Here is a 23,212-nt window from a genome sequence, read left to right on the forward strand (position 1 = left end):
AGTACAGAACTTACAACTTCTTACCTTTTAAAAGAAAAAGCCCGCTAGTTAGCAGCGGGCTTTTTTCTGATGTTCATCCGATTATTACTTAACTTCTACAGAAGCGCCAACTTCTTCAAGCTTAGCTTTAAGTTCTTCAGCTTCCTCTTTAGCAATTCCTTCTTTAATTGGTTTTGGAGTGTTATCAACCAATTCTTTAGCTTCTTTTAAGCCAAGACCAGTAATTTCACGAACCGCTTTGATAACTTTGATTTTTTGTCCGCCAGCAGCTTCAAGAATTACGTCGAATTCAGTTTGTTCTGCAGCAGCTTCGCCACCAGCAGCTCCCCCAGCAACCGCAACAGGAGCAGCAGCAGTTACACCAAATTCTTCTTCAATTGCTTTTACTAAGTCATTTAAATCAAGAACTGTCATTTCTTTAATTGCATCGATAATTTGTTCTTTAGTCATTATGTTTTCCTCCTTATTTTCCTTTTGTTTTTACATCATAATGAAATCCGATATTAAGCAAGGGTTATAAATTAAGCACCTTGTTCTTCTTTTTGATCAGCAACAGCTTTTGTTGCAAGAGCAAAGTTACGCATTGGAGCTTGAAGAACGCTAAGCAACATAGAAAGTAAACCTTCGCGTGATGGAAGTTCTGCAAGAGCTTTAATATCTTCTACAGTTGCGATGTTCCCTTCGATTACACCAGCTTTAATTTCTAATGCTTCATGGTCCTTTGCGAAATCGTTGATAATTTTTGCTGGAGCTACAACGTCTTCATTACTAAATGCAATGGCATTTGGTCCAGTTAAAGCCTCATCAAGACCGCTAAGTTCAGCTTTCGCAACAGCACGGCGAGTCATTGTGTTTTTGTAAACACGAATCTCAACTCCTGCTTCACGTAATTTTTTACGTAATTCAGTTACTTCAGCAACGTTTAAACCACGGTAGTCAACGATCACCGTCGATTTACTATCACTGAATTTCGCAGAGATTTCGTCTACAATTTTTTTCTTTTGATCGATAATAGCGCTGCTCATTGTTACACCTCCTGTTATATCATTGTGTAACACTTATACCGCTCGGTGTTGACCCTTTTAGAGTCATATAAAAAGCCCCCATGCAGACATGGAGGCATTATATACAGGCAGATTATTAACATTTACTGCTTTAGTATACACCTCGGTAGGAAATTAAGCTAATTAGTCAGCACCTACTGTCTACGGTATAAATGAAATTTTATTAAAAACAACATTTGTAATTATATCTAAACTTCAAAACGAAGTCAACTATTATTTCACTGCAAAGCTTGAAGGGTCCACTTTTACGCCAGGTCCCATTGTAGAAGTAACAGAAACGTTCTTCACATAAGTACCTTTTGCAGAGGCTGGCTTAGCTTTCAACATTGTTTCGTAGATTGTAGAAAAGTTTTCGATTAATTTATCATCTTCGAATGATACCTTGCCGATTGGAACATGAATATTTCCAGATTTGTCAGCGCGATATTCTACTTTACCAGCTTTGATTTCTTTCACAGCTTTCTCAACTTCAAATGTAACAGTACCAGTTTTAGGGTTTGGCATTAAACCTTTTGGTCCTAACACACGGCCAAGCTTACCAACTTCACCCATCATATCTGGAGTTGCTACGATAACATCAAAGTCAAACCAACCTTGTTGAATTTTGTTAATATAATCAGAATCACCAACAAAGTCAGCACCTGCTGCTTCTGCTTCTTTCGCTTTTTCACCTTTAGCGAACACTAACACACGCTGAGTTTTACCAGTACCGTTTGGCAGCACAACTGCTCCGCGGATTTGCTGGTCATTTTTACGTGTATCGATTCCTAAACGAAATGCCACCTCAACAGTTGCGTCGAATTTAGCAGTATTTGTTTTCTTTGCTAATTCAATTGCTTCTTTTACATCATACACTTGAGAACGATCTACTAATTTAGCCGCTTCAACGTATTTTTTACCTCTTTTTGCCATTATTGTTTCCTCCTTATGTGGTTTTAGCGGAATAACCTCCCACGCTTAAAAGCTTAGAACTCATTGTCCAACACCCCAAGAAGGCAGGTTTTGCCTTTTTAGAATGATTGGGCTTTACGGCTTTATGAATTGAGTTAAGCACTTCAGCCGGATTGCTCTAAACTCCTAGTTACAAAAAATCTCATTTCAGAGATAAAGGTTGCGAACTTGTATTGTACCAAACTCGCAACCCCCATAAAACAATTAGTCTTCGATAACAATACCCATGCTTCGGGCAGTACCTTCAACCATGCGCATCGCCGCTTCAACGCTTGCCGCGTTTAAGTCAGGCATTTTCGATTCCGCGATTTCGCGTACTTTATCGCGCTTAACTGTAGCTACTTTATTACGGTTAGGTTCACCGGAACCCGACTCAATTCCAGCCGCTTTTTTCAATAGAACTGCAGCAGGCGGAGTTTTCGTAATAAATGTAAATGAACGGTCTTCAAATACCGTGATTTCAACAGGGATAATTAAACCAGCTTGATCTGCTGTACGCGCGTTAAATTCTTTACAGAATCCCATGATGTTAACACCTGCTTGACCTAATGCCGGTCCAACTGGCGGCGCTGGATTGGCTTTACCAGCAGGGATTTGCAATTTAACTAGCTTAATAACTTTTTTAGCCACGAGACACACCTCCTTAAGTCCGTGATGTGGTTTCGGGTATAACCCTCCCACTCTTAATTCATTCTTTATATGAATGATCGAAAAAAATTCAATGTTTGCAGCCTCAAATTACTGAGACATACTGACTTATGAAATATTATCACTTTTCTTCTTCTATTTCAAGTTATTTTCAAATTACAATTTGTTAATTTGGGAAAACTCAAGCTCAACAGGTGTTTCCCTTCCAAACATATTCACTAATACTTTGACCTTCTGTTTATCTTGGTCTAATTCCTCAATTGATCCTGTGAAATTTGCAAATGGCCCGTCTGTTACTTTCACTGTTTCTTTTAGTTCGAAGTCAATTTCAACTCTTCGCTCTTCCATACCCATCCGTTTTAAAACGACCTGTACTTCATCAGGCAACAGCGGGGTCGGCTTTGACCCAGATCCAGTAGAGCCTACAAAGCCAGTTACTCCTGGTGTATTGCGGACAACATACCACGAATCATCCGTCATCACTAATTCTACTAAAACATAACCAGGAAATACCTTCTTTTTAACTACCTTTTTCTTCCCGTTTTTAATATCTGTTTCTTCATCCTCCGGAACCATTACACGAAAAATCTTATCTTGCATGCCCATTGATTCAACACGCTTCTCGAGATTTGCCTTCACCTTGTTCTCATAACCGGAATATGTGTGAACAACATACCAATTCTTTTCCATTCATTGAGGACCTATTTGTCCTTCCCTCCCCGTACTCATTTTCTAAAACGAAAAGCTCACCTGCGCCCTTGAGCGGCCTAGGATAAGGCTAAGCGCTGAAGCTGGATAACGGCAAAACTTACATACACTAGTTAGCTCATTATTTTACTTTAAATTTCTGACAATATTAAAAAACCCGCAAAACGGGTTTTGGAAAACAGCTAATCTTGTCATATCATCTATTATAGCACGAGCATCCTACTCTTATTCAAGAATTAAACGAATTAATGAAGAAATTCCTTGATCAATAACCGCGAAAAATACAGCAGCGAAAATAACAGTCGAAACCACTGTGATTGTATAACGTGTTAGTTCTTTTCCTTTTGGCCAGCTGACTTTCTTCATTTCACGGGCAACTTCTTTAAAGAATTTTCCAATACGCTGCATTTCGTTACCTCCAAGTTTTAAAAACAAGCTATAAAAAATAAAAGCAAAATCTATTTTGTTTCACGGTGTATCGTATGAGAATTACAAACTCTACAAAATTTCTTCATTTCTAGTCGCTCTGCAGATGATGTATTCTTCATTGTTGTATAGTTTCTATTTCCACAATCCGTACACGCTAAAATGACTTTTTTTCTCATAAAGACACCTGCCGCTACTCTATCAATTTCTATAAAACTGTATCACAGCAAAGTTTTAAATGTCAACAAGCTCTAAAATTTATTTACATGCTGATTTCCCGAAGCTCTAAGTATTTCTCAAGCTTTCTTTTTACCCTTTGCAAGGCGTTGTCGATCGACTTCACATGTCTGTTTAACTCTTCTGAAATTTCTTGATAAGATTGTCCGTCCAAGTAAAGGACTAACACTTTTCGTTCAAGGTCACTAAGGAGTTCCCCCATTTTAAGTTCAATATCATCAAATTCTTCCTGATTGATGATCAATTCTTCCGGATCCATCACTTTTGCTCCTGAAATAACATCTAAGAGAGTTCTATCAGATTCTTCATCATAAATAGGCTTGTCCAATGAAACATAAGAATTTAGCGGAATGTGTTTTTGACGGGTAGCAGTTTTAATAGCGGTAATAATTTGGCGGGTAATACATAGTTCGGCAAAGGCTTTAAAAGATGTAAGCTTGTCCTCTTTAAAATCACGAATAGCTTTATACAAGCCAATCATCCCTTCTTGTATAATATCTTCGCGATCTGCTCCAATAAGAAAATAGGACCTTGCCTTTGCGCGTACAAAATTACGATACTTCGTAATTAAATAGTCGAGCGCATCACTATCCCCTTGGTGTACATACTCGACTATTTGTTCATCTTCCAATTTCGAAAAATGATCCTTGTTGATTTTAACCTTGTTGACTTGTGAGCTCACTCCGATCCCCCCGGGACACACTAGATAGAAATATTATACAGCAGAATTTTTGAAAGCGTCAACCTTTCTATGACCGCCCTCGTCTCCATTTTTCAAAAGCATTCATTACTTCCTCGGATAAAAATACTTTTGAAGCAGGTCGTTCTTCTTCAATTTTCTTAACTTTTTTTTTGATTTTCCATTCGATTGTTTCCATATCAGTTAACAACTCGCGGGCGGACTTACGCAATGCGCCTTGTCCAAAAATAGCCCATTGTTCTGTATAATCAGAGGTTGCAACATGAACTTGGGTCTTTATATTATTTAAAGAGATGGCCAGCTTCTCTATTCTTTCATCTGCTGTCTCATTTTTCTTGGTGTAGATCACTTCAACCTTGTAATTTTTATATTTTTTTTCAATCCCTTTTACAAGGTGGGCATCAAACACCACAATCACTCGATAACCTGTGAAGGACTGATATTCAGCCATTTGCTGGACTAGTCTGTCGCGGGCATCTGCCAGACTATGCTTCTTTAATTGCTGCAGCTTGGGCCAAGCACCAATGATGTTATATCCATCAACAAGCAGGATATTTTCCATCTTTTATTCTCCTAATGGATTGCGTCTGCGGTAGACCTCATACATTAAAAGACTTGCTGCAACAGATGCATTTAGTGACGTAACACGCCCAGCCATAGGAAGACTAACAAGGAAGTCACATTTCTCTTTAATTAATCTCCCTATTCCTTTCCCTTCACTGCCAATGACTAGACCGATCGCCATGTTACCGTCCATATTCCTGTAGTCGTCAGCTCCCTTTGCATCCGTTCCGACAATCCAAACTCCACGTTCTTTTAATTCCTCAATAGCTCTTGCCAAGTTAGTTACCCTTGCAACCGGAATGTACTCAATTGCTCCAGTTGAAGATTTTGCAACAGTAGCGGTTAATCCTACCGCTCTGCGCTTCGGGATAATGATACCATGAGCTCCCGCCGCGTCTGCTGTTCTCATAATTGAACCTAAATTATGCGGGTCCTCGAGCTCGTCCAAAATAAGGAAAAAAGGTTCTTCGTTTCTAACGTTTGCCTTTTTGAATAAGTCATCGATTTCTGCGTATTCATAAGCAGCAACTTGAGCAACAATACCTTGATGGTTTGCGTCTGTCATTTGATCAAGCTTTTTCTTTGGGACATACTGGATGAGTACTCCCCTGTCTTTGGCTAATCTTGTTATTTGCTGTATTTGTCCTTTTTGGGAGTTTTCAGCAATCCATATCTTATTTACTTCCCTTGTTGATTTAAGGGCTTCTATAACAGAGTTTTTGCCGGCAATATAATCTTCACTCATTATGCTTCCTCCCTCCTGCGGTCAATTATCATGATTGATTTTGAAACAACCTCTGTTAGCCGCTCTTCTTCTTTCTCCAAGAAAAGATAGCCGACTATCGCTTCAAATGCAGTGCTGTAACGATAGGTTTGAACATCTGTGTTTTTTGGGATCGTGCCCGACTTCGCGTTTCTGCCTCTCTTGATAACAGCCACTTCTTCTTCATTAAATTCATCCTCTGCAAGCAACTCGTGCAAAATAACTGCCTGAGCCTTTGCAGACACGTACTGCTTAGAAAGCTTGTGCAATTGATTTGGCCGGACATTTCCTTTCGCAAGGAGGTGATGACGGACAAAAACTTCAAAAACCGCATCACCAATGTAGGCTATCGCTAAGCTGTTTAGCTGTTTTGAATCTTTAATATTTACTAAATCTAACATCCATTTAGCCTCTTTTCCATCTAATGCCTTGAGGCGTGTCTTCTAAAATAATATTCATCTCTTTTAGTTTGTCGCGGATCTCATCAGAAAGTGCAAAATTCCGATCCTTTCTAGCTTGAATGCGCTGCTGGATCATGATCTCAATTTCCTCATCCAATAATTCTGTTTGCTTAAAAGATAATCCAAGAATCTCTGCAAGCTCATCAAAAGCTTCCACAAACGCCTGAATAACGACTTCAGCTGTATTTTTTTCCTGCAAGTAATAGTTCGCCAGTTTAGACAGTTCAAAGAGAATGGAAATAGCATTAGCTGTATTGAAATCATCGTCCATTTCTTTAACGAACTGTTCACGAAATTCGTTAATTTTGCGTGTCCATTCCTCATTGTTTGATGTTAAGTTTGTGCTGCTTTCAACTCGATGCTTTAAGTTTGTATACGATGTTTTCAATCGGTCAAAAGCATTCCTTGTACTTTCCAATAATTCATCTGAGTAATTAATTGGATGGCGATAATGAACAGAAAGCATAAAAAATCTTAATACTTGAGGATCGTGGTGCTTTACAATGTCATGAACTAATACAAAATTCCCTAGGGATTTGGACATCTTTTCATTGTTAATATTGATGTAGCCATTATGAATCCAATATTTTGCAAATGGTTTCTCTGTCAATGCTTCTGTTTGGGCTATCTCATTCTCATGGTGGGGAAAGGTTAAGTCCTGCCCGCCAGCGTGGATATCAATTGTATCCCCCAAATACTTTTTGGCCATTGCCGAGCATTCGATGTGCCAGCCCGGCCGGCCTCTTCCCCATGGGCTATCCCAGGAGATTTCTCCTTCTTTTGCAGCTTTCCATAAAACGAAATCAAGGGAATCCTTTTTCTTTTCCCCTACTTCAATTCTCGCCCCCGAGCGCAGGTCATCAATTGACTGATGGGAAAGCTTGCCGTATTCTCCAAAAGACCGGGTCTTATAATAGACATCACCTTCAGCTTCATAGGCATAGCCCTTCTCAATCAATTTATCAATAAATTCAATGATACTATCCATGTTTTCTGTCACCCTCGGGTGAATATCGGCTGTTTTGCAGCCTAATGATGCGACATCTTCAAAATAAGCACCAATAAAACGCTCAGCAACAGAAGAAACATCTGTTCCCAATTCCTTTGCGGCTTTAATTAGCTTATCGTCTACATCTGTGAAATTTGAAACAAATTGCACTTCATACTCTCTATATTCTAAATATCGTCTAATTGTATCAAACACAATTGCAGGTCTTGCATTTCCGATATGAATATAATTATAAACAGTCGGTCCGCACACATACATTTTTACTTTTCCTGCTTCGATCGGTTCGAAAATCTCTTTCTTTCTTGTTAAGGTATTATAAAGCTTTATTGCCACTTTGCATCTTCCCTTCTTTTACTTCCTCCAAATCTTGCTTTAACCGGGCTACCTCTTCCTCCAGCTGCTTGAAGCGGTCAGCAACTGGATCCGGGAGATCTCGGTGGTTAAGGTCTTTTTTTACTCGTTCTCCATTTTTAATAACGACTCTTCCTGGGATCCCCACAACAGTCGAATGGTCCGGCACCTCATGCAATACAACAGAACCTGCGCCTATTTTAGAGTTTTCCCCTATTGTTATGGATCCTAGCACTTTTGCTCCGGTAGCAATAAGGGCATTGTCTTTAATCGTAGGGTGCCGCTTACCTTTTTCTTTACCTGTTCCTCCTAATGTAACACCTTGGAAAACGGTCACATTGTCACCAATTTCGCAGGTTTCCCCAATTACCACGCCCATTCCGTGGTCAATAAAGAATTTTCTTCCTATTTTTGCCCCTGGGTGGATTTCAATTCCTGTAAAAAAACGGCTGACCTGAGAAATAACTCTTGCTATATAAAATAGCTTCTTTTTATAAAAAGCATGGGCTAATCGGTGTGCCCAAATGGCATGTAACCCTGAATAGGTTGAGATTACTTCAAAATAACTTCTTGCAGCCGGATCTTGTTCAAACACTACATCGATATCTTCCTTCAATGTTTTAAACACCCGATTTCCCTCCAATCGTCTACCTCTTAAGCCTGAGTTTTATTTTTCCATAGAACAAAAAGCGCAAGGCGCGAGTCCTTCGGCAACAAGCACTCGGGCTAGCTTCATAGAAAGGCGTTTTTTCCTTTCTTTGAAGCTTGGCTTGTGACCTCAGGGGGCTAAGCGGTACAGCTAGACCACGACAGCTTTCTTTAACACATTATCACTTTAATCAACTTAAACTATTTGGAAATATAAAAAAGCGCCTCTGCATTAGAATACAGAGACGCTTTTTATGCGCGGTTCCACTCTGTTTAAGCCGGACAAAAAATCCAGCCTCAACTTTAGGCTCCTTTAACGGAGAGCATCCGCCTGTAGCTACTCTAATTGTTCGCTACAAGACTTGAAGGGGCATTTCAAAAATGCTGTCACCTAAACCTTTCTCAGACGGTGAAGGTTCTCTCTGGCAAGGACTCACACTTTTTACTTATCCTTCTCAACGTTTTTTCGAAATGAATTTACTCTTACTATATTACATTTTAAGCAAAAAGTTAACTCTAAATTAAACTATTTAAACGGACTAATACTGTTTCCTTGCCAAGAAGCTCAATTGCCTGCGGCAATTCAGGACCATGAGTTTGGCCTGTTGTTGCTACACGAATCGGCATAAAAAGTTTTTTGCCTTTTTGACCTGTAGATTTTTGGACCGCTTTTATAGCTCCTTTAATATTGGCAGCAGTATACTCTTCTAAATTCGATAGTTCCTGTGCAAATGCCATTAATACCTCTGGAACTTGCTCTTCTTCTAATACACTTCTTGCTTCACGATTATAATCAATTTCTTCTTTGAAAAACAACTCCGTTAGTTCAACAATTTCTGCACCGTAGCTTAATTGCTCCTGATAAAGACCAATCAACGTGTGCGCCCATGCTTTTTCTTCCTGAGTCATATCCTCACGAAGCTTACCTGCTTTAATTAAATGAGGCAACGCAAGCTCTGTTACAGTATTTAGGTCAAGGTTTTTTAAATATTGATTGTTCAGCCATTTCAGCTTTTGAGAATCAAATACTGCTGGGGATTTAGATAACCTTTTTGCATCAAAGATTTCAATAAATTCATTCTTTGTAAAGATTTCTTCTTCGCCAACAGGAGACCAGCCAAGCATCCCGATGAAGTTAAAGAGTGCCTCAGGCAAATACCCTAAAGCTTCATATTGTTCAATAAATTGAATAATGGATTCGTCACGCTTGCTTAATTTTTTGCGGTTTTCATTTACAATAAGCGTCATATGACCAAATACTGGTATTTCCCAGCCAAATGCTTCAAAGATCATCATTTGTTTTGGTGTGTTGGAAATATGGTCTTCTCCACGCAGAATATGTGTAATTTTCATCATGTGATCATCAACGGCAACAGCAAAATTGTATGTTGGTGTACCATCCTTCTTCACAATGACAAAATCACCAATTCCGTCAGCTTCAAAGGTAATTTCTTCTTTTACGATGTCATCAAACTTGTATACTTTTCCCGCAGGAACTCTAAAACGAATGCTTGGCTTGCGGCCTTCTTTTTCTAACGCTTCTTGCTCTTCCTCTGTTAGGTTTGCACATTTGCCGGAGTAACGAGGCATTTCACTGCGTGCAATTTGTTCTTCACGTTCTTTTTCTAGTTCTTCCTCAGTACAATAGCATTTATAAGCTAACTCATTATCTAGTAGGTCATTATAAAGCTTTTTATAAATATCGTTTCGTTCGGATTGACGGTATGGGCCGTATTCTCCGCCAACATCTACACTCTCATCCCAATCAATTCCCAGCCACTTTAAGTAGTTTAGCTGACTTTGCTCGCCGCCTTCAATATTACGTTTTTTATCTGTATCTTCAATGCGGATAATAAACTTTCCGCCTTGACTTCTTGCAAATAAGTAATTGAATAAAGCCGTACGTGCATTTCCAATATGTAAATGTCCGGTCGGACTTGGTGCATAGCGCACTCTTACATCATTTGACATAAACCTGACCTCCAATTAAACGATTGTCTCATCCTTTAGTCTACGTTATTTTACCACTTAAATAGTGACCCTTCAAAGCAGAAAGGGATCAGTCCAGAATTCCTTGAACTGGCTGAATGTTAAGCGCCTTAGCCGTTTTGCAGGAGAACAACGGCTTGGGCTGCAATTCCTTCTTGTCGTCCGGTAAAGCCCAATTTTTCGGTTGTTGTTGCTTTAACATTTACCTGAGATATTTCACCTTCAAGTAAATCCGCGATCCGGGACCTCATTTCCTCTATATATGGGGCCATTTTTGGTTTTTGGGCAATAATGGTGCAATCTATATTCCCTAATTGGTATCCTTGCTTTTTTACAAGGCTCCATACATGATTCAGCAGCTTTGCCGAGTCAGCATCCTTAAACGCTGGATCTGTATCAGGAAAATGTTTTCCAATGTCGCAGGCCGCAATTGCGCCTAGACAAGCATCTGCTACTGTATGCAAAAGAACGTCTGCATCAGAATGACCTAATAAACCTTTCTCATAAGGAATTTCGATACCCCCAATGATCAACGGCCTGCCTTCTACAAGCTGATGTACATCAAAGCCTTGTCCAATTCGAATCATTTTGTTTCCCCTCTTTCACTTTCCATGATAGCTTTTGCGATGAGCAGATCATCAGGTGTTGTCAGTTTAATGTTTGTATAGTCACCGGTTATAATTTTCACTTTTTCGTTCAATCTTTCTACCAAGCTGCAGTCATCTGTGCCTAAAAAGCTTTCCTCTGCTGCCTTTCGATGAGCGTGTAGAATAAGAGAAAGACGAAAAGCTTGTGGGGTCTGAATTGCCCACAAGCTTGATCGTTCCACCGTCTCAGACACTTCATATTCATAAACTCGTTTAATCGTGTCTTTTACAGGAACAGCAACTGTTGCCGCTCCGTGCTCATATGCAGCTTGAACAAGTTCCTGTATGCGCTCTTGCTTGACGAAAGGCCGGGCACCATCATGAATTAACACAATTTCTTCACCTTTAGCAGATTTAAGACCATTGTATACACTATGCTGCCGTTCGGCTCCGCCTTGTATAAGCTGAACTTTTTTTTTCATACGATACGTATCAATAAGCTTTATAAACTCGGGTTTATCATCTTTATTAATCACAAGAATAATACCATTACAATCTGGATCATGCTCAAACACGCGTAATGTATGAACAATAACAGGGATTTTTTTCAATTCAATGAATTGCTTGTTTTTCCCAGCATTCATACGTTTTCCCTGACCAGCAGCCGGTATAACGACTTGGTACTTCATAGCTAGTCTCCCCTATAGCGCCTTCTCCAATAATTTCGGTTTAGCAAAGATCATTCGTCCAGCAGATGTTTGCAGTACACTTGTTACTAAAACATCGATATGCTTGCCAATATAGTTTCGTCCTTCTTCCACAACAATCATCGTTCCGTCATCTAGATAAGCAATACCTTGATTTTGCTCTTTACCGTCTTTGATGACTTGAACATTGAGCTCTTCCCCAGGAAGAACGACAGGTTTAACTGCATTCGCCAAATCATTAATATTTAAAACAGCAACCTTTTGCAATTCGCAAACCTTATTTAAGTTAAAATCATTTGTGACAACCACTCCGGAAGTAAGCTTCGCTAATTTAACGAGCTTGCTGTCTACTTCCTGAATTTCTTCAAAATCGCCTTCATAAATTTCAACTTTAATGGCTAATTCCTTTTGAATCCGGTTCAGAATATCGAGCCCTCTGCGGCCGCGATTTCTCTTTAGTGCATCAGAGGAATCCGCTATATGCTGAAGCTCTTCTAAAACAAATTGAGGAATAACGATTGTACCCTCCAAAAATCCTGTTTGACAAATATCTGCTATCCTTCCATCAATAATAACACTTGTATCAAGGATTTTCAGCTTTTTCTCTTCTAATTCAACTTCCTCTTCCCCTGCCCCTTTTTTCTTACTATTCATGCGGACAGGTATAGAAAATAGGTTAACAAGCTCATCTTTTTTCTTAAAACCAACTTGAAAGCCTAGATAACCTAATAACAAAGTTAAAAAGATCGGAATAATTGTACTAAATATCTGATATGGGATATCTTTGAATGGAATAACATTTACAAGTAAAAAAGCAATAATAAGTCCGGTTACTAAACCTAAGCTTCCAAATAGAACATCTGTCACTGGAGCTTTTACAAGTGCTTCTTCGAACACTTTAATCCAATTTACAACGTAATCAACCAACCAAAAAGTGGCAATATAAAAAAGAATTGCTCCCAGTATAGCTAGTACGTACGGTGTAGTAATAAAAGGTATGTCTTGCATATTTAACCTTGCAATTAATTCAGGTAATAAGAAAAGTCCTAAAACTCCTCCGGTAATAAGGAATAAAACTTGTACAATCCGCTTTAACATACCTTCACCTCCTTTTATCCATTATAAACAATTTATATGAATTAAAACGTCTCTTAAATAGTTTTCCCAAAATGTAACCAGTTTGAAACCAAGCTGTAATTGTTTTGAATTCTCACTTTATACACAAATAGAAAAACAAGATTAATATAACCCAAATAAGTGAAAATAAAACCTATTCACGAAAAATTCATTAAATTTGCCTGTCAAGTAAATATTGATCTTGAAGTTTCGTTAACCCTTTTTTGATTTTCTTTGCACGAACTTCTCCTATCCCATCGACATCGTCAAGTTGTTCTACGGATGCGCTTGAAATAAGTTTCAAATTATTAAATTTATTTACTAGATTTCCAATAACAGTTGATGGAAGTCTCGGAATTTTGTGAAGAACGCGATACCCTCTCGGAACAACTGTATCCTCAAGGTTGGTGTAATGAGAATACCCTAGAAGCTTTAAAAGAACAGAGTCTTCAAGAAGCTCGAAGCTAGATAATTCCTGTAATTGCTGGAGGATAGCAAAAGGATCCTGAACCTTTTCAAAAACGTAATCCTTAATCAGCAGAGCTGCATCCTCTTCTAGTTCTGTCAACAGCTCTCTAAGCTGAAGCCTAACAAGCTGCCCTTCTGTTCCAAGTTCATTTACATAATCATTTATTTCACTCTTAATTCGCAAAACCATTTCCATTCGATGCAGAACCTGCAGTACTTCTCTAAAGGTAACAAGCTCTTCAAATTCAAGTGCTCCTAGATTTCTTAATGAATGTTCAAGAACTGCCCGATATTTTTCTAGAGTTTGCAAAGCTTGATTGGCCTTTGTAAGGATAACTCCAATATCTTTCAAGGAATAGCGGATATCTCCATAATATAGGGTAATGACATTTCTCCTTTGGGAAATGGCAATTATGAGATTACCAGTTTGTTTAGCTACCCTTTCAGCTGTGCGATGCCTCATCCCTGTTTCCGAAGAGCTGATCGTAGAGTTTGGTACCAATTGTGCATTCGCATACAAAATTTTATGGCCTGAATCACTTAAAATAATTGCACCATCCATTTTTGCAAGTTCATATAGGTGAGCTGGAGAAAACGAAGAGTTAATATAAAACCCTCCATCGACAACTTCTTTTGTTCGTTCATTATAACCCATAACAATTAGACCTCCAGTTTTTGCCCGGAGCACATTTTCAATTCCTTCCCGGATGGGTGTGCCTGGAGCAATAAACTGAAGAATATCTGTTAAATTTTTACCTGCTAATTTCTTCTCTTTTTCAACCATTCTTTTATCCCCCTAAAGTAATTTGCAGGGCCTCAGCTACATTTTTCACACCGATTATTTGTATATCGCTCGGTATATTCCATCCGCCTATGTTTGCTTCAGGTATAATCACTCGTTTAAATCCTAATTTCTCTGCTTCGTGAACCCGCTGCTCAATTCTTGATACTCTCCTTACCTCTCCTGTCAAACCAACCTCACCGATAATGATATCTGACGGCTTCGGAGCAACATCTTTAAAGCTTGAAGCAATACTAACAGCGACTGCCAAATCTATTGCTGGCTCGTCAAGCTTGACTCCTCCTGCCACCTTTAAGTAAGCATCCTGATTTTGAAGCAATAACCCTACTCGTTTTTCTAAAACTGCCATTAATAAAGGAACCCGATTATGATCTATTCCGGTAGCCATTCTCCTTGGATTTCCAAAGCTGGTTGGTGATATTAATGCTTGTATTTCGACAAGGACTGGTCTTGTTCCTTCCATAGACGCAACAACTGTTGAGCCCGCTGCACCGATGGAACGTTCTTCTAAGAAAATTTCAGAAGGGTTTAAGACTTCTTCGAGCCCAATCTCATTCATTTCAAAAATACCCATTTCATTTGTTGAACCAAAACGGTTTTTTACAGCTCTTAAAATACGGTATGTATGATGACGCTCTCCTTCAAAATAAAGGACCGTATCCACCATATGCTCTAATAGTCTCGGACCTGCAATTGATCCTTCCTTTGTCACATGTCCCACAATGAAAATAGGAATGCCTTTTGTTTTCGCAATTCTCATTAGCTCTGCCGTACATTCGCGTACTTGTGAGACGCTTCCGGGGGCTGAGCTAATATCACTTTGATAAACAGTTTGAATGGAGTCAACTACTACAAAACTGGGATTTGTTTCTTCTATGGATTTAGAAATAAATTCCATATCAGTCTCTGAAAGTACATACAGCTGTTTAGAAGTAATCCCTAAACGATCGGCCCGTAATTTTGTTTGTTTTACGGATTCCTCACCAGATATATAGAGCACATCATGGCCGCTATCTGCTAATTGGGAAGATACCTGCAGGAGAAGAGTAGACTTTCCAATTCCAGGATCCCCCCCGATCAATACAAGTGACCCTTTAACTATCCCGTTTCCTAATACACGGTTGAACTCTCCCATATTCGTGTAAATACGTGCCTCTTGTGTTGTCTCAATACTTGTAATAGGAGAAGGTTTTTGCATCGTTTGAGCGGAATGAGCAAACGCTGTTCTTCTGCCCGAAGCCGTGGACTTCATTGTTTCTTCAGTCATTGTATTCCACGCACCGCAGCCTGGGCATTTTCCCATCCACTTTGGAGATTCATAGCCACAAGATTGGCAGATAAATTTAGATTTTGTTTTTGCCATGAAAGAATATCCTCTCTTATTACTAGATTCAATTGATAAATAGAAATGATAATTAGAAATAGGAGGTTAAGAACGAAAAGCGCAAGGCACGAGTCCTTCGGCGACAAGCATTTGGGCAATCCGGTTTGAAGGTTGTTCTTTACCCTTCTTTGGCGGATTGGCCTATGACCTTAGGATCGATGGCACCTGGAGCTGGACATCGATAGAAAGCTTAAAAACATTAATATTTTAATTAACTTAAACTTTCTGATCTGAGAACACAAGTACAGTGCGCTTTAATAGTTCTGTCAAATATAAGACGAAATTCATCGCAGAAAGGTTTCTCTTCTTCCTTATGAGGATAGCCTGAGTTAGTGCGCTGGAGCCAAGCCAAAATAATATGACATCAATACTCTATCAAATTTATATAATCCTAATTCAAAAGAACGAAAAGTGCAAAGCGCTAGTCCTTTGGCGACAAGCACAAGGCGAGCCGGCATGGAGGTTGTTCTTTAACCTTCTCGGGCGGATGGCCCTGAGACCTAAGGACCGATGGCGCTCGAGAGCTGGACAAAGATACCACTCTTTATCACGTTAATACTTTAATTAACTTAAACTTTCTTCACTAATAAAGAAGCGAGGCATACGAAATTCATTTTGTATGCCTCCAAATGTTTTTATTTCTGTTTTCGAAAGCTTCTCCAGAGATTGAACAAGGTTCATTACTCTAAGAACTTTTGTCTCTCCTGAAATGATTGGCGAAATAGAAGCAATCGAAGTCAAAACGATTGACTTTGTTTAATTGATTTTCACTTCAAAAATAACGATCTTTTTAGAAAAAGGCCTGATTATTATTCTGCTATTTGCTTTTCTGCTGTTTTTACAACAAATTCGTTCTCTTCTACATCTAGAATAATTTTTTGACCTTTTTGGATGTTGCCTTTTAATAGCTCTTCAGATAAGCGATCTTCTACGTGTTTTTGAATTGCACGGCGTAAAGGGCGAGCTCCGTATTCTAGATCAATGCCTTCATTTGCAATTTTCTCTTTTGCAGGATCTGTCAGTTCAAGGTCAATATCTTGTTCAACTAAACGTCTTGTTAGTTGATCAGACATGAGGGAAACAATTTCTTTTAAATGTTTCTTTTCTAGCGAATGGAACACAATGATTTCGTCAATACGGTTTAAAAACTCAGGACGGAATGCTTTTTTCAATTCACCCATGACTTTGTCTTTCATATCTTTATAAGTCTGGTTTTCATCTTGAACGTTAAAGCCTACATATTTATTTCGTTTCAACTCGCTTGCCCCTACATTGGATGTCATGATGACAATCGTGTTTCGAAAATCGACTGTACGGCCTTTGGAATCAGTTAGCCTGCCATCCTCCAATACCTGAAGCAAGATGTTGAACACATCGGGATGTGCTTTTTCAATTTCATCAAGCAGAACCACAGAATAAGGTTTTCTGCGAACTTTTTCTGTCAGCTGTCCACCTTCATCATATCCTACATATCCAGGAGGCGAGCCAACTAATCGAGATGTTGAGTGTTTTTCCATATACTCTGACATATCAATGCGGATCGTTGCATCTTCATCACCAAAGATTGATTCAGCTAACGCACGAGCTAGCTCTGTTTTACCGACTCCAGTTGGCCCTAAGAAGATGAAAGACCCAATTGGACGCTTCGGATCCTTTAAGCCTGCTCTGGCACGGCGTACGGCCTTAGCCACAGCCACAACCGCCTCATCCTGCCCGATAACTCGAGAATGAAGAATTCCCTCCATATTCAGCAACTTATCTGTTTCAGTTTGAGCCACTCTTGAAACAGGAACCCCAGTCCAGTTTGATACAACGATTGCAATATCTTCAACCGTTACTTCCGAATTTTCTTGACCTTGCTTTTCTTTCCAGGTTTTCTTCGTTTCTTCAAGTTGTTCACGAAGGCGTTGCTCTGTATCTCTTAAAGACGCTGCTTTTTCAAATTCTTGACTTTGTACGGCAGCATCCTTTTCCTTGCGAACTTCTTCCAGCCTTTGCTCTAATTCCTTTAAATTTGGCGGGGTAGTAAAAGAGCGCAAACGTACTTTAGATCCAGCCTCATCAATTAAATCAATTGCTTTATCAGGGAGAAAGCGGTCTGAAATATATCTGTCAGACAGCTTTACAGCAGCATCAATTGCTTCATCTGTAATAGATACACGGTGATGGGCTTCATAACGGTCTCTTAAGCCTTTTAATATTTGAATGCTTTCATCGACTGACGGCTCATCCACCTGAATTGGCTGGAAGCGGCGTTCCAAAGCTGCATCCTTTTCAATATATTTTCGGTATTCATCCAAAGTTGTAGCACCAATACATTGCAGTTCCCCACGGGCTAATGACGGCTTTAGAATATTGGAAGCATCAATCGCTCCTTCAGCTCCGCCTGCTCCGATCAATGTATGAAGCTCATCAATAAATAAAATGATATTACCCGCTTGGCGGATTTCATCCATCACTTTCTTTAAACGGTCTTCAAATTCTCCTCGATATTTTGTGCCTGCTACAACTGTCCCCATATCAAGCGTCATGACACGTTTATCTCGCAATATTTCCGGTACCTCATTACTAACAATTTGTTGAGCTAATCCTTCTGCAATCGCTGTTTTTCCCACTCCAGGCTCCCCAATTAAAACTGGATTGTTCTTCGTTCTTCGGCTTAAAACTTCGATGACCCGTTGAATTTCTTTACTGCGTCCAATAACAGGGTCAAGACTGTCTTCGCGGGCAATTGCAGTTAGATCACGAGCTAAGCTATCCAATGTCGGCGTATTCGCATTATTAGAAGATCCCCCTTGGTGCCCTGAAGAAGACTCATTGCTTCCGAGCAGCTGAAGAACCTGTTGACGTGCTTTATTTAAGCTTACACCTAAATTATTTAAAACTCTTGCTGCTACACCTTCTCCTTCACGAATAAGACCAAGCAGAATATGCTCTGTTCCTACATAAGAATGACCAAGCTTTCTAGCTTCATCCATCGATAATTCAATTACTTTTTTCGCTCTTGGTGTATAGTGGATGGTTTGAGAAATCTCTTGTCCTCTTCCTATCAAGCTCTCAACTTCCTTTTGAATCTTCTCAGATTCTAAACCAAGCGCTTGGAGAGCTTTGGCAGCTATCCCTTCACCTTCCCTAACCAAACCTAACAGGATATGTTCTGTTCCAATATTATTATGGCCTAATCTAACAGCTTCTTCTTGAGCCAGTGCTAATACTTTTTGTGCGCGCTCCGTAAATCTCCCAAACATCATAAGTCATCATCCTCCGTCCGCTTATTTTGATCCTGTTCCATTTTCAACCTTTCCCTTATGAGCGTAGCCCTTCTAATATCTCTTTCATTAGGTCTTAAAGCTCCGCCTGAATATTGCTGAAGAAAACCAGGTTGAGTTAAGATGATTAATTCATTCAATATATTTCTTGAAATATCCTTTAAAATGCCAAGATCAATTCCTAATCTAACATCTGAAAGACACCGCGAAGCCTCTTTTGATTCAATAATACGGCTATTAGCCAATACCCCATATGAACGATACACCCGATCTTCCAGTTGTATCTGGGATGTTTTATACAATGCTTCACGAGCAGATCTTTCCTGGCCAATTAACTGCTGAACAACGCTTAAAAGATCGTCTACAATATCATCCTCAGATTTTCCAAGAGTTATTTGGTTGGAAATTTGAAAAATATTTCCAAGAGCTTCACTGCCTTCTCCATAGATACCTCTTACAACCAGACCAAGCTGATTAACTGCAGGTATAATTTTGTTCATTTGCCTAGTTAATACTAAGGCTGGCAGATGCATCATGACGGAGGCTCTTAAACCTGTTCCAACATTCGTGGGGCAGCTTGTTAAGTACCCTCTTTTTTCATCAAAAGCATAATCTACTTCTTTTTCAATCCAATCATCAAGCTCGTTTGCAACTTTCAAGGACTCTTTTAATTGAAGCCCCGGAAATAAGCATTGTATGCGAATATGGTCTTCTTCATTCAACATAATACTCACTTCTTCATTTGCGGAAAGTAAACAACCTGCAAACGGTGAATCCTCAGCTAAATGTGGACTAATTAAATGTTTTTCTACTAAAACCCTTTTTTCGATCGGCTGCATTTCATCGACCTTGATAAATTCAAATTTTCCTAACTCATCAAAACTCTCTTCTGTAAATTTTTCTTCAAAAAGCTTAAGGATTTCTTTTGCCTCTTCATTTGAAGAAAGGGTTGGAAATCGATATTTTTCAATGTTTCTAGCGAGCCTGATTCTACTGCTTAATACGATATCTGCATTAGGACCTTCCTGACTCATCCAAGCGCTCATCGCCTGGTTAATGAAGTGTTGGAGCGACATCTATTCACGGTCCTCCTCTCTCATCCTTTTCAAATCGTTTTCTAAAGATCGGATATCATCTCTTATTAGTGCAGCTTTCTCAAATTCCTCCTGAGCAATTAGCTCCTGCAATTCCTTTTTTAAATCCTCTATACGTTTTTGCAGATGGATATTGCCGCCTATCCGCTTAGGAATTTTTCCTGCATGTGCTGTATTTCCACTATGGACTCTTCTTAATATCGGTGTAATCTGATGGTGAAACGTTTTGTAACATTCCGAACAACCAAAACGCCCAGCTTTCGTAAATTGTTGAAATGTCATTTTACAGTTTGGACATTGAAGCACTTCCTGGTTTTGCACAAAGCTTTTTTCAGGTTTGGCAGCAAATGGACTATCAAAATTCAATAAGCCTGATAATAAATTGTTGATAGAAAAACCGTTTCCTCCATCAAAAAGAAAAACCTCACTATTTTCTTGGGCACATTGTTCACAAATATGCACCTCATTTTTTTCCCCGTTCACAACTTTTTTAAAGTGAAAAGTTGCCGGCCGTTCTTTACATTCCTGACAAATCAACTTTTTCACCTGCCTAATTATTCATATTTAAGGGAAACAAGCATCGCTTTTATCATTCTTGCCCTTAATTCATCTCTTAATGGTAAATCCACATAAAGTACTGAACGGTCAACAACACTCAACATAATTTTTGCTTCCCTCTCGGTTATCACCTTCTCCTCAACTAAACGTAAAATAATATTCTCAGCTGAGACTTGAGTCAAGTGTTTATCAACTAATTCTAATAACTGATTAATTAGATGTGCATCATCGCCTATTTGCACTTTAATAATCCGGATGTAACCCCCGCCGCCGCGTTTACTCTCGACTATATACCCTCTTTCAATCGTAAAACGCGTATTGATCACATAATTGATCTGCGAGGGAACACATTGAAATTTATCTGCTATTTCACTTCTCTTTATTTCAACTATTTCCTTTCCGTTCCTATCTAAAACTTGTTTCAAATATTGTTCAATAATATCTGAGATATTTCGCACTCCGCCTCCTCCTCCACTTGACTTTGACTATATTTGACTTTAATTTTACTATAAATCGGACTTAAAAAATTTTCAACTATATTGTACTGTATTATTTATTGCCATTTGAAAGTAGGATAAAACCCATTACATAATCTTTTCTACTTCCTCAAGCTCCAATAACGAAAACATCAGTCTGCTTTTTTCTGCAGGTGCATCAATTTCAAGTAAGTAATGAATTAATATATTATATTCCTTATCTTTTTTCACAGATACCAATTGCATTTTATGAACAGTCAAGTTTTTTTGGTGCAACAAACTAACAACCTTTTCAATATGCTCTGCTTTCGATCGGATGACAACTTTTAGAAGTTTACGTTCTGAATTACGATTCATTACCAGCTCCATTTTATTTAAAAATATTAGAGATAATAAAACTACAAATGTTGTAAATAGAGCAATCGAATACATCCCCGCTCCAATCACCAAGCCAAGCCCAGCCACAATCCAAATTGACGCTGCCGTAGTAAGACCTTTAATCGTAGCTCCTTTAACCATTATCGTCCCAGCTCCTAAGAAGCCAATACCACTAATGACATAGGAGGGGATTCGGGCAGGGTCAAACTGCACATTAGAATAATCATCTAAATATTCCTCAAAACCATATAATGAAAGAAGCATCATTAAGCAGGCTCCCACCCCAACAAGTAAATGAGTTCGAAAACCAGCTGGGTGCTGCTTCATTTCTCTTTCCAGCCCGATAAAACCACATAAAATAGCAGTTAAAATAACCCGGGCAATCATCATTAACAATTCATTCTCATTATAAATTTCAATTAGTTCCTCCATCCAATAAGCCCCTCCATTTTCTATCTATCTCTCTATAAATACTCTATATTTCTCTTTTTTTGTCTCTTTAGCCTTCAAAAGATAATAAACCGGACTTAAGTCCAGTCAACTTTTTAAGCTATATCTATTTTTCACTGTTTTGTTCCACCTGAAACCTGTTTTAAATTAGCAAACACTTTCACAGAAAATTTAAATATGCTTAGCTAAACGGATAAATAGAGCAGAGTTAGTAAAGCGGCTAGATTTCATCTAACCAGGAAAAGCCTTTTGGTTGACTATACATTTTGCTAATAAAAAGGATATTTCGTATCAAGCCTAAAAACGCCTCTATTGTTGCCACCTGCCCTTGTATACCATGACCTTGATTAACAAATGGGGGTACGAGAAACCAAAAGGGAGAACTCGTTATTATTAAAGCAAATTAACTTATATAGATTAATTTGGGGCGGGTAGGTCAAATCTTGAATACCAAAAATTCGCAAACAGGCAGCTCATATTAATATCCTGTTATGCTTCTTTTGATTTTCATATTTATTTGCCTTTGATCCTTTTTATTGTCTTGACCCCCTCGCTTTCTTTCCCTATGTGGAAATTTAGTGTCCTATTCTTCAAACTTAGTGGCTTATTCTTGGAATTCACTTGCCAAGTAAGCGATATTACTTTCCGCCAATCCACGATATTGGCCGGAAAGTGTCTATATTGGCTTGGCGGGTGACTACGAAAATTGCAGGGATCCTGGGAGGCGCTGGGTTCTTGTACTTCCTATTCCATACCCATAAGAAAATGTAATCTTTTGGCTTAAGCACATCGTCGAGCTAGGGAGGAAGAGTGTTCATTTACCATCTTATAACATATAGTTATTCTTTTATGAATGGGATTTGGGGATGAAAGGAGAAAGTATCAAAGAATAGCTGATAATTTTGAGGAACTTTCCGTATTTGTCATCCTTTTATCCCTCCAAATTTGATTTTCATGGGGAAAGCGCCTTCATAAAGGGGTTCTATGGAAAAATGACGCGAAGAGCGGAATGGAAAACAAGTTATCTTCGAAAATGAACCCTTTATCTTCGAAATTTTTACTAAATCTTCGAAAACCACAGATTTATCTTCGAAATTTCCCAAATATCGATTGTTCGACAAAATTCCCTGTTTTTCGTTAGATGCTCCCAATTGTGGTGGATGGCTTCGATGACGGTAAAAGACTGACAACGACCATTCACCTTTTATCCTTGTTATCCATTTAAAACTTTCTAAAACAAAAAAAGAACAGCACTCAGCTGTTCTTTTCCTTATGAACCTGGCGACGTCCTACTCTCACAAGGGGAATCCCCTCACTACCATTGGCGCTGAAGAGCTTAACTTCCGTGTTCGGCATGGGAACGGGTGTGACCTCTTCGCCATCATCACCAGATAAATGTTTGAG

General features: G+C 38.9%; 24 protein-coding genes, 1 rRNA gene and 2 other annotated features. All 25 genes read right to left on the reverse strand.

All coding sequences use genetic code 11. The features are described from left to right. Positions 1-84: 84 nt before the first annotated feature. Positions 85-450 carry a 50S ribosomal protein L7/L12 gene (gene rplL / locus IC621_RS21470; protein WP_191161298.1) on the reverse strand — a complete coding sequence of 122 codons (366 nt, stop codon included), beginning with the start codon at positions 448-450 and terminating at the stop codon, positions 85-87. Between the two features lie 71 nt (positions 451-521). After that, a complete protein-coding gene (rplJ, locus tag IC621_RS21475; protein WP_191161299.1) occupies positions 522-1,025 on the reverse strand; it encodes a 50S ribosomal protein L10 in 504 nt (167 codons plus the stop codon). Between the two features lie 59 nt (positions 1,026-1,084). Further along, positions 1,085-1,229, reverse strand: a sequence feature (ribosomal protein L10 leader region). A 48-nt stretch (positions 1,230-1,277) separates the two neighbouring features. Beyond that, a complete protein-coding gene (rplA, locus tag IC621_RS21480) occupies positions 1,278-1,976 on the reverse strand; it encodes a 50S ribosomal protein L1 (RefSeq protein WP_191161301.1) in 699 nt (232 codons plus the stop codon). A gap of 243 nt (positions 1,977-2,219) precedes the next feature. Beyond that, positions 2,220-2,645, reverse strand: coding sequence for a 50S ribosomal protein L11 (rplK, locus tag IC621_RS21485; RefSeq protein WP_191161303.1), 426 nt, complete (start codon positions 2,643-2,645; stop codon positions 2,220-2,222). Between the two features lie 174 nt (positions 2,646-2,819). Beyond that, positions 2,820-3,353: a transcription termination/antitermination protein NusG gene (nusG, locus tag IC621_RS21490; protein ID WP_191161305.1), complete on the reverse strand. Its 534-nt coding sequence runs from the start codon at positions 3,351-3,353 to the stop codon at positions 2,820-2,822. A 243-nt stretch (positions 3,354-3,596) separates the two neighbouring features. Continuing rightward, positions 3,597-3,779, reverse strand: coding sequence for a preprotein translocase subunit SecE (secE, locus tag IC621_RS21495; protein ID WP_191161307.1), 183 nt, complete (start codon positions 3,777-3,779; stop codon positions 3,597-3,599). A 50-nt stretch (positions 3,780-3,829) separates the two neighbouring features. Beyond that, positions 3,830-3,976 carry a 50S ribosomal protein L33 gene (gene rpmG, locus IC621_RS21500; protein ID WP_191161309.1) on the reverse strand — a complete coding sequence of 49 codons (147 nt, stop codon included), beginning with the start codon at positions 3,974-3,976 and terminating at the stop codon, positions 3,830-3,832. An 83-nt stretch (positions 3,977-4,059) separates the two neighbouring features. Continuing rightward, the gene (sigH, locus tag IC621_RS21505) at positions 4,060-4,716 is read right to left on the reverse strand and encodes an RNA polymerase sporulation sigma factor SigH (protein ID WP_191161311.1); all 657 of its coding nucleotides are present in this window, start codon (positions 4,714-4,716) and stop codon (positions 4,060-4,062) included. Between the two features lie 67 nt (positions 4,717-4,783). Further along, positions 4,784-5,296 (reverse strand): NYN domain-containing protein, encoded by a 513-nt coding sequence (locus tag IC621_RS21510; RefSeq protein ID WP_191161313.1) that lies wholly within the window; start codon positions 5,294-5,296, stop codon positions 4,784-4,786. Between the two features lie 3 nt (positions 5,297-5,299). Further along, on the reverse strand, positions 5,300-6,043 hold the full coding sequence (gene rlmB / locus IC621_RS21515; protein ID WP_191161316.1) for a 23S rRNA (guanosine(2251)-2'-O)-methyltransferase RlmB: 744 nt from the start codon (positions 6,041-6,043) through the stop codon (positions 5,300-5,302). Next, on the reverse strand, positions 6,043-6,462 hold the full coding sequence (locus tag IC621_RS21520) for a Mini-ribonuclease 3 (protein WP_191161318.1): 420 nt from the start codon (positions 6,460-6,462) through the stop codon (positions 6,043-6,045). The genes rlmB and IC621_RS21520 overlap by 1 nt, the downstream gene beginning before the upstream one ends. A 4-nt stretch (positions 6,463-6,466) precedes the next feature. Beyond that, positions 6,467-7,864: a cysteine--tRNA ligase gene (gene cysS, locus IC621_RS21525; protein ID WP_191161320.1), complete on the reverse strand. Its 1,398-nt coding sequence runs from the start codon at positions 7,862-7,864 to the stop codon at positions 6,467-6,469. Beyond that, positions 7,845-8,510, reverse strand: a complete 666-nt coding sequence (gene cysE, locus IC621_RS21530) for a serine O-acetyltransferase (RefSeq protein ID WP_191161323.1) — start codon at positions 8,508-8,510, stop codon at positions 7,845-7,847. Before cysE ends, cysS begins: the two co-directional genes overlap by 20 nt. 258 nt (positions 8,511-8,768) lie before the next feature. Further along, positions 8,769-8,998 (reverse strand) — a binding site (T-box leader). A 48-nt stretch (positions 8,999-9,046) separates the two neighbouring features. Continuing rightward, positions 9,047-10,501: a glutamate--tRNA ligase gene (gene gltX / locus IC621_RS21535; protein ID WP_191161325.1), complete on the reverse strand. Its 1,455-nt coding sequence runs from the start codon at positions 10,499-10,501 to the stop codon at positions 9,047-9,049. A 128-nt stretch (positions 10,502-10,629) separates the two neighbouring features. After that, positions 10,630-11,106 carry a 2-C-methyl-D-erythritol 2,4-cyclodiphosphate synthase gene (ispF, locus tag IC621_RS21540; protein ID WP_191161327.1) on the reverse strand — a complete coding sequence of 159 codons (477 nt, stop codon included), beginning with the start codon at positions 11,104-11,106 and terminating at the stop codon, positions 10,630-10,632. Continuing rightward, a complete protein-coding gene (gene ispD, locus IC621_RS21545) occupies positions 11,103-11,795 on the reverse strand; it encodes a 2-C-methyl-D-erythritol 4-phosphate cytidylyltransferase (protein ID WP_191161329.1) in 693 nt (230 codons plus the stop codon). The genes ispF and ispD overlap by 4 nt, the downstream gene beginning before the upstream one ends. Positions 11,796-11,807: 12 nt before the next feature. Next, positions 11,808-12,911 (reverse strand): PIN/TRAM domain-containing protein, encoded by a 1,104-nt coding sequence (locus IC621_RS21550; protein WP_191161331.1) that lies wholly within the window; start codon positions 12,909-12,911, stop codon positions 11,808-11,810. 190 nt (positions 12,912-13,101) lie between these two features. Then, positions 13,102-14,181 (reverse strand): DNA integrity scanning diadenylate cyclase DisA, encoded by a 1,080-nt coding sequence (gene disA / locus IC621_RS21555; RefSeq protein ID WP_191161333.1) that lies wholly within the window; start codon positions 14,179-14,181, stop codon positions 13,102-13,104. 4 nt (positions 14,182-14,185) lie between these two features. Next, entirely contained in the window at positions 14,186-15,562 is a 1,377-nt protein-coding gene (gene radA, locus IC621_RS21560) for a DNA repair protein RadA (protein WP_191161335.1), read from the reverse strand. Positions 15,563-16,392: 830 nt separating this feature from the next. Beyond that, positions 16,393-18,834, reverse strand: a complete 2,442-nt coding sequence (gene clpC, locus IC621_RS21565) for an ATP-dependent protease ATP-binding subunit ClpC (protein WP_191161337.1) — start codon at positions 18,832-18,834, stop codon at positions 16,393-16,395. Then, a complete protein-coding gene (locus tag IC621_RS21570; protein ID WP_191161339.1) occupies positions 18,831-19,928 on the reverse strand; it encodes a protein arginine kinase in 1,098 nt (365 codons plus the stop codon). The genes clpC and IC621_RS21570 overlap by 4 nt, the downstream gene beginning before the upstream one ends. Then, positions 19,929-20,483, reverse strand: coding sequence for a UvrB/UvrC motif-containing protein (locus IC621_RS21575; RefSeq protein WP_191161341.1), 555 nt, complete (start codon positions 20,481-20,483; stop codon positions 19,929-19,931). Positions 20,484-20,500: 17 nt separating this feature from the next. After that, a complete protein-coding gene (locus tag IC621_RS21580; RefSeq protein ID WP_191161343.1) occupies positions 20,501-20,962 on the reverse strand; it encodes a CtsR family transcriptional regulator in 462 nt (153 codons plus the stop codon). Between the two features lie 126 nt (positions 20,963-21,088). Next, entirely contained in the window at positions 21,089-21,745 is a 657-nt protein-coding gene (locus tag IC621_RS21585; protein WP_449810102.1) for an MgtC/SapB family protein, read from the reverse strand. Positions 21,746-23,084: 1,339 nt separating this feature from the next. Beyond that, positions 23,085-23,200: ribosomal RNA gene (gene rrf, locus IC621_RS21590) — 5S ribosomal RNA — on the reverse strand. Positions 23,201-23,212 lie beyond the last annotated feature (12 nt).

The organism is Metabacillus arenae (assembly GCF_014773385.1).
In the GTDB taxonomy this organism is placed as follows: Bacteria; Bacillota; Bacilli; order Bacillales; family Bacillaceae; genus Metabacillus_D; species Metabacillus_D arenae.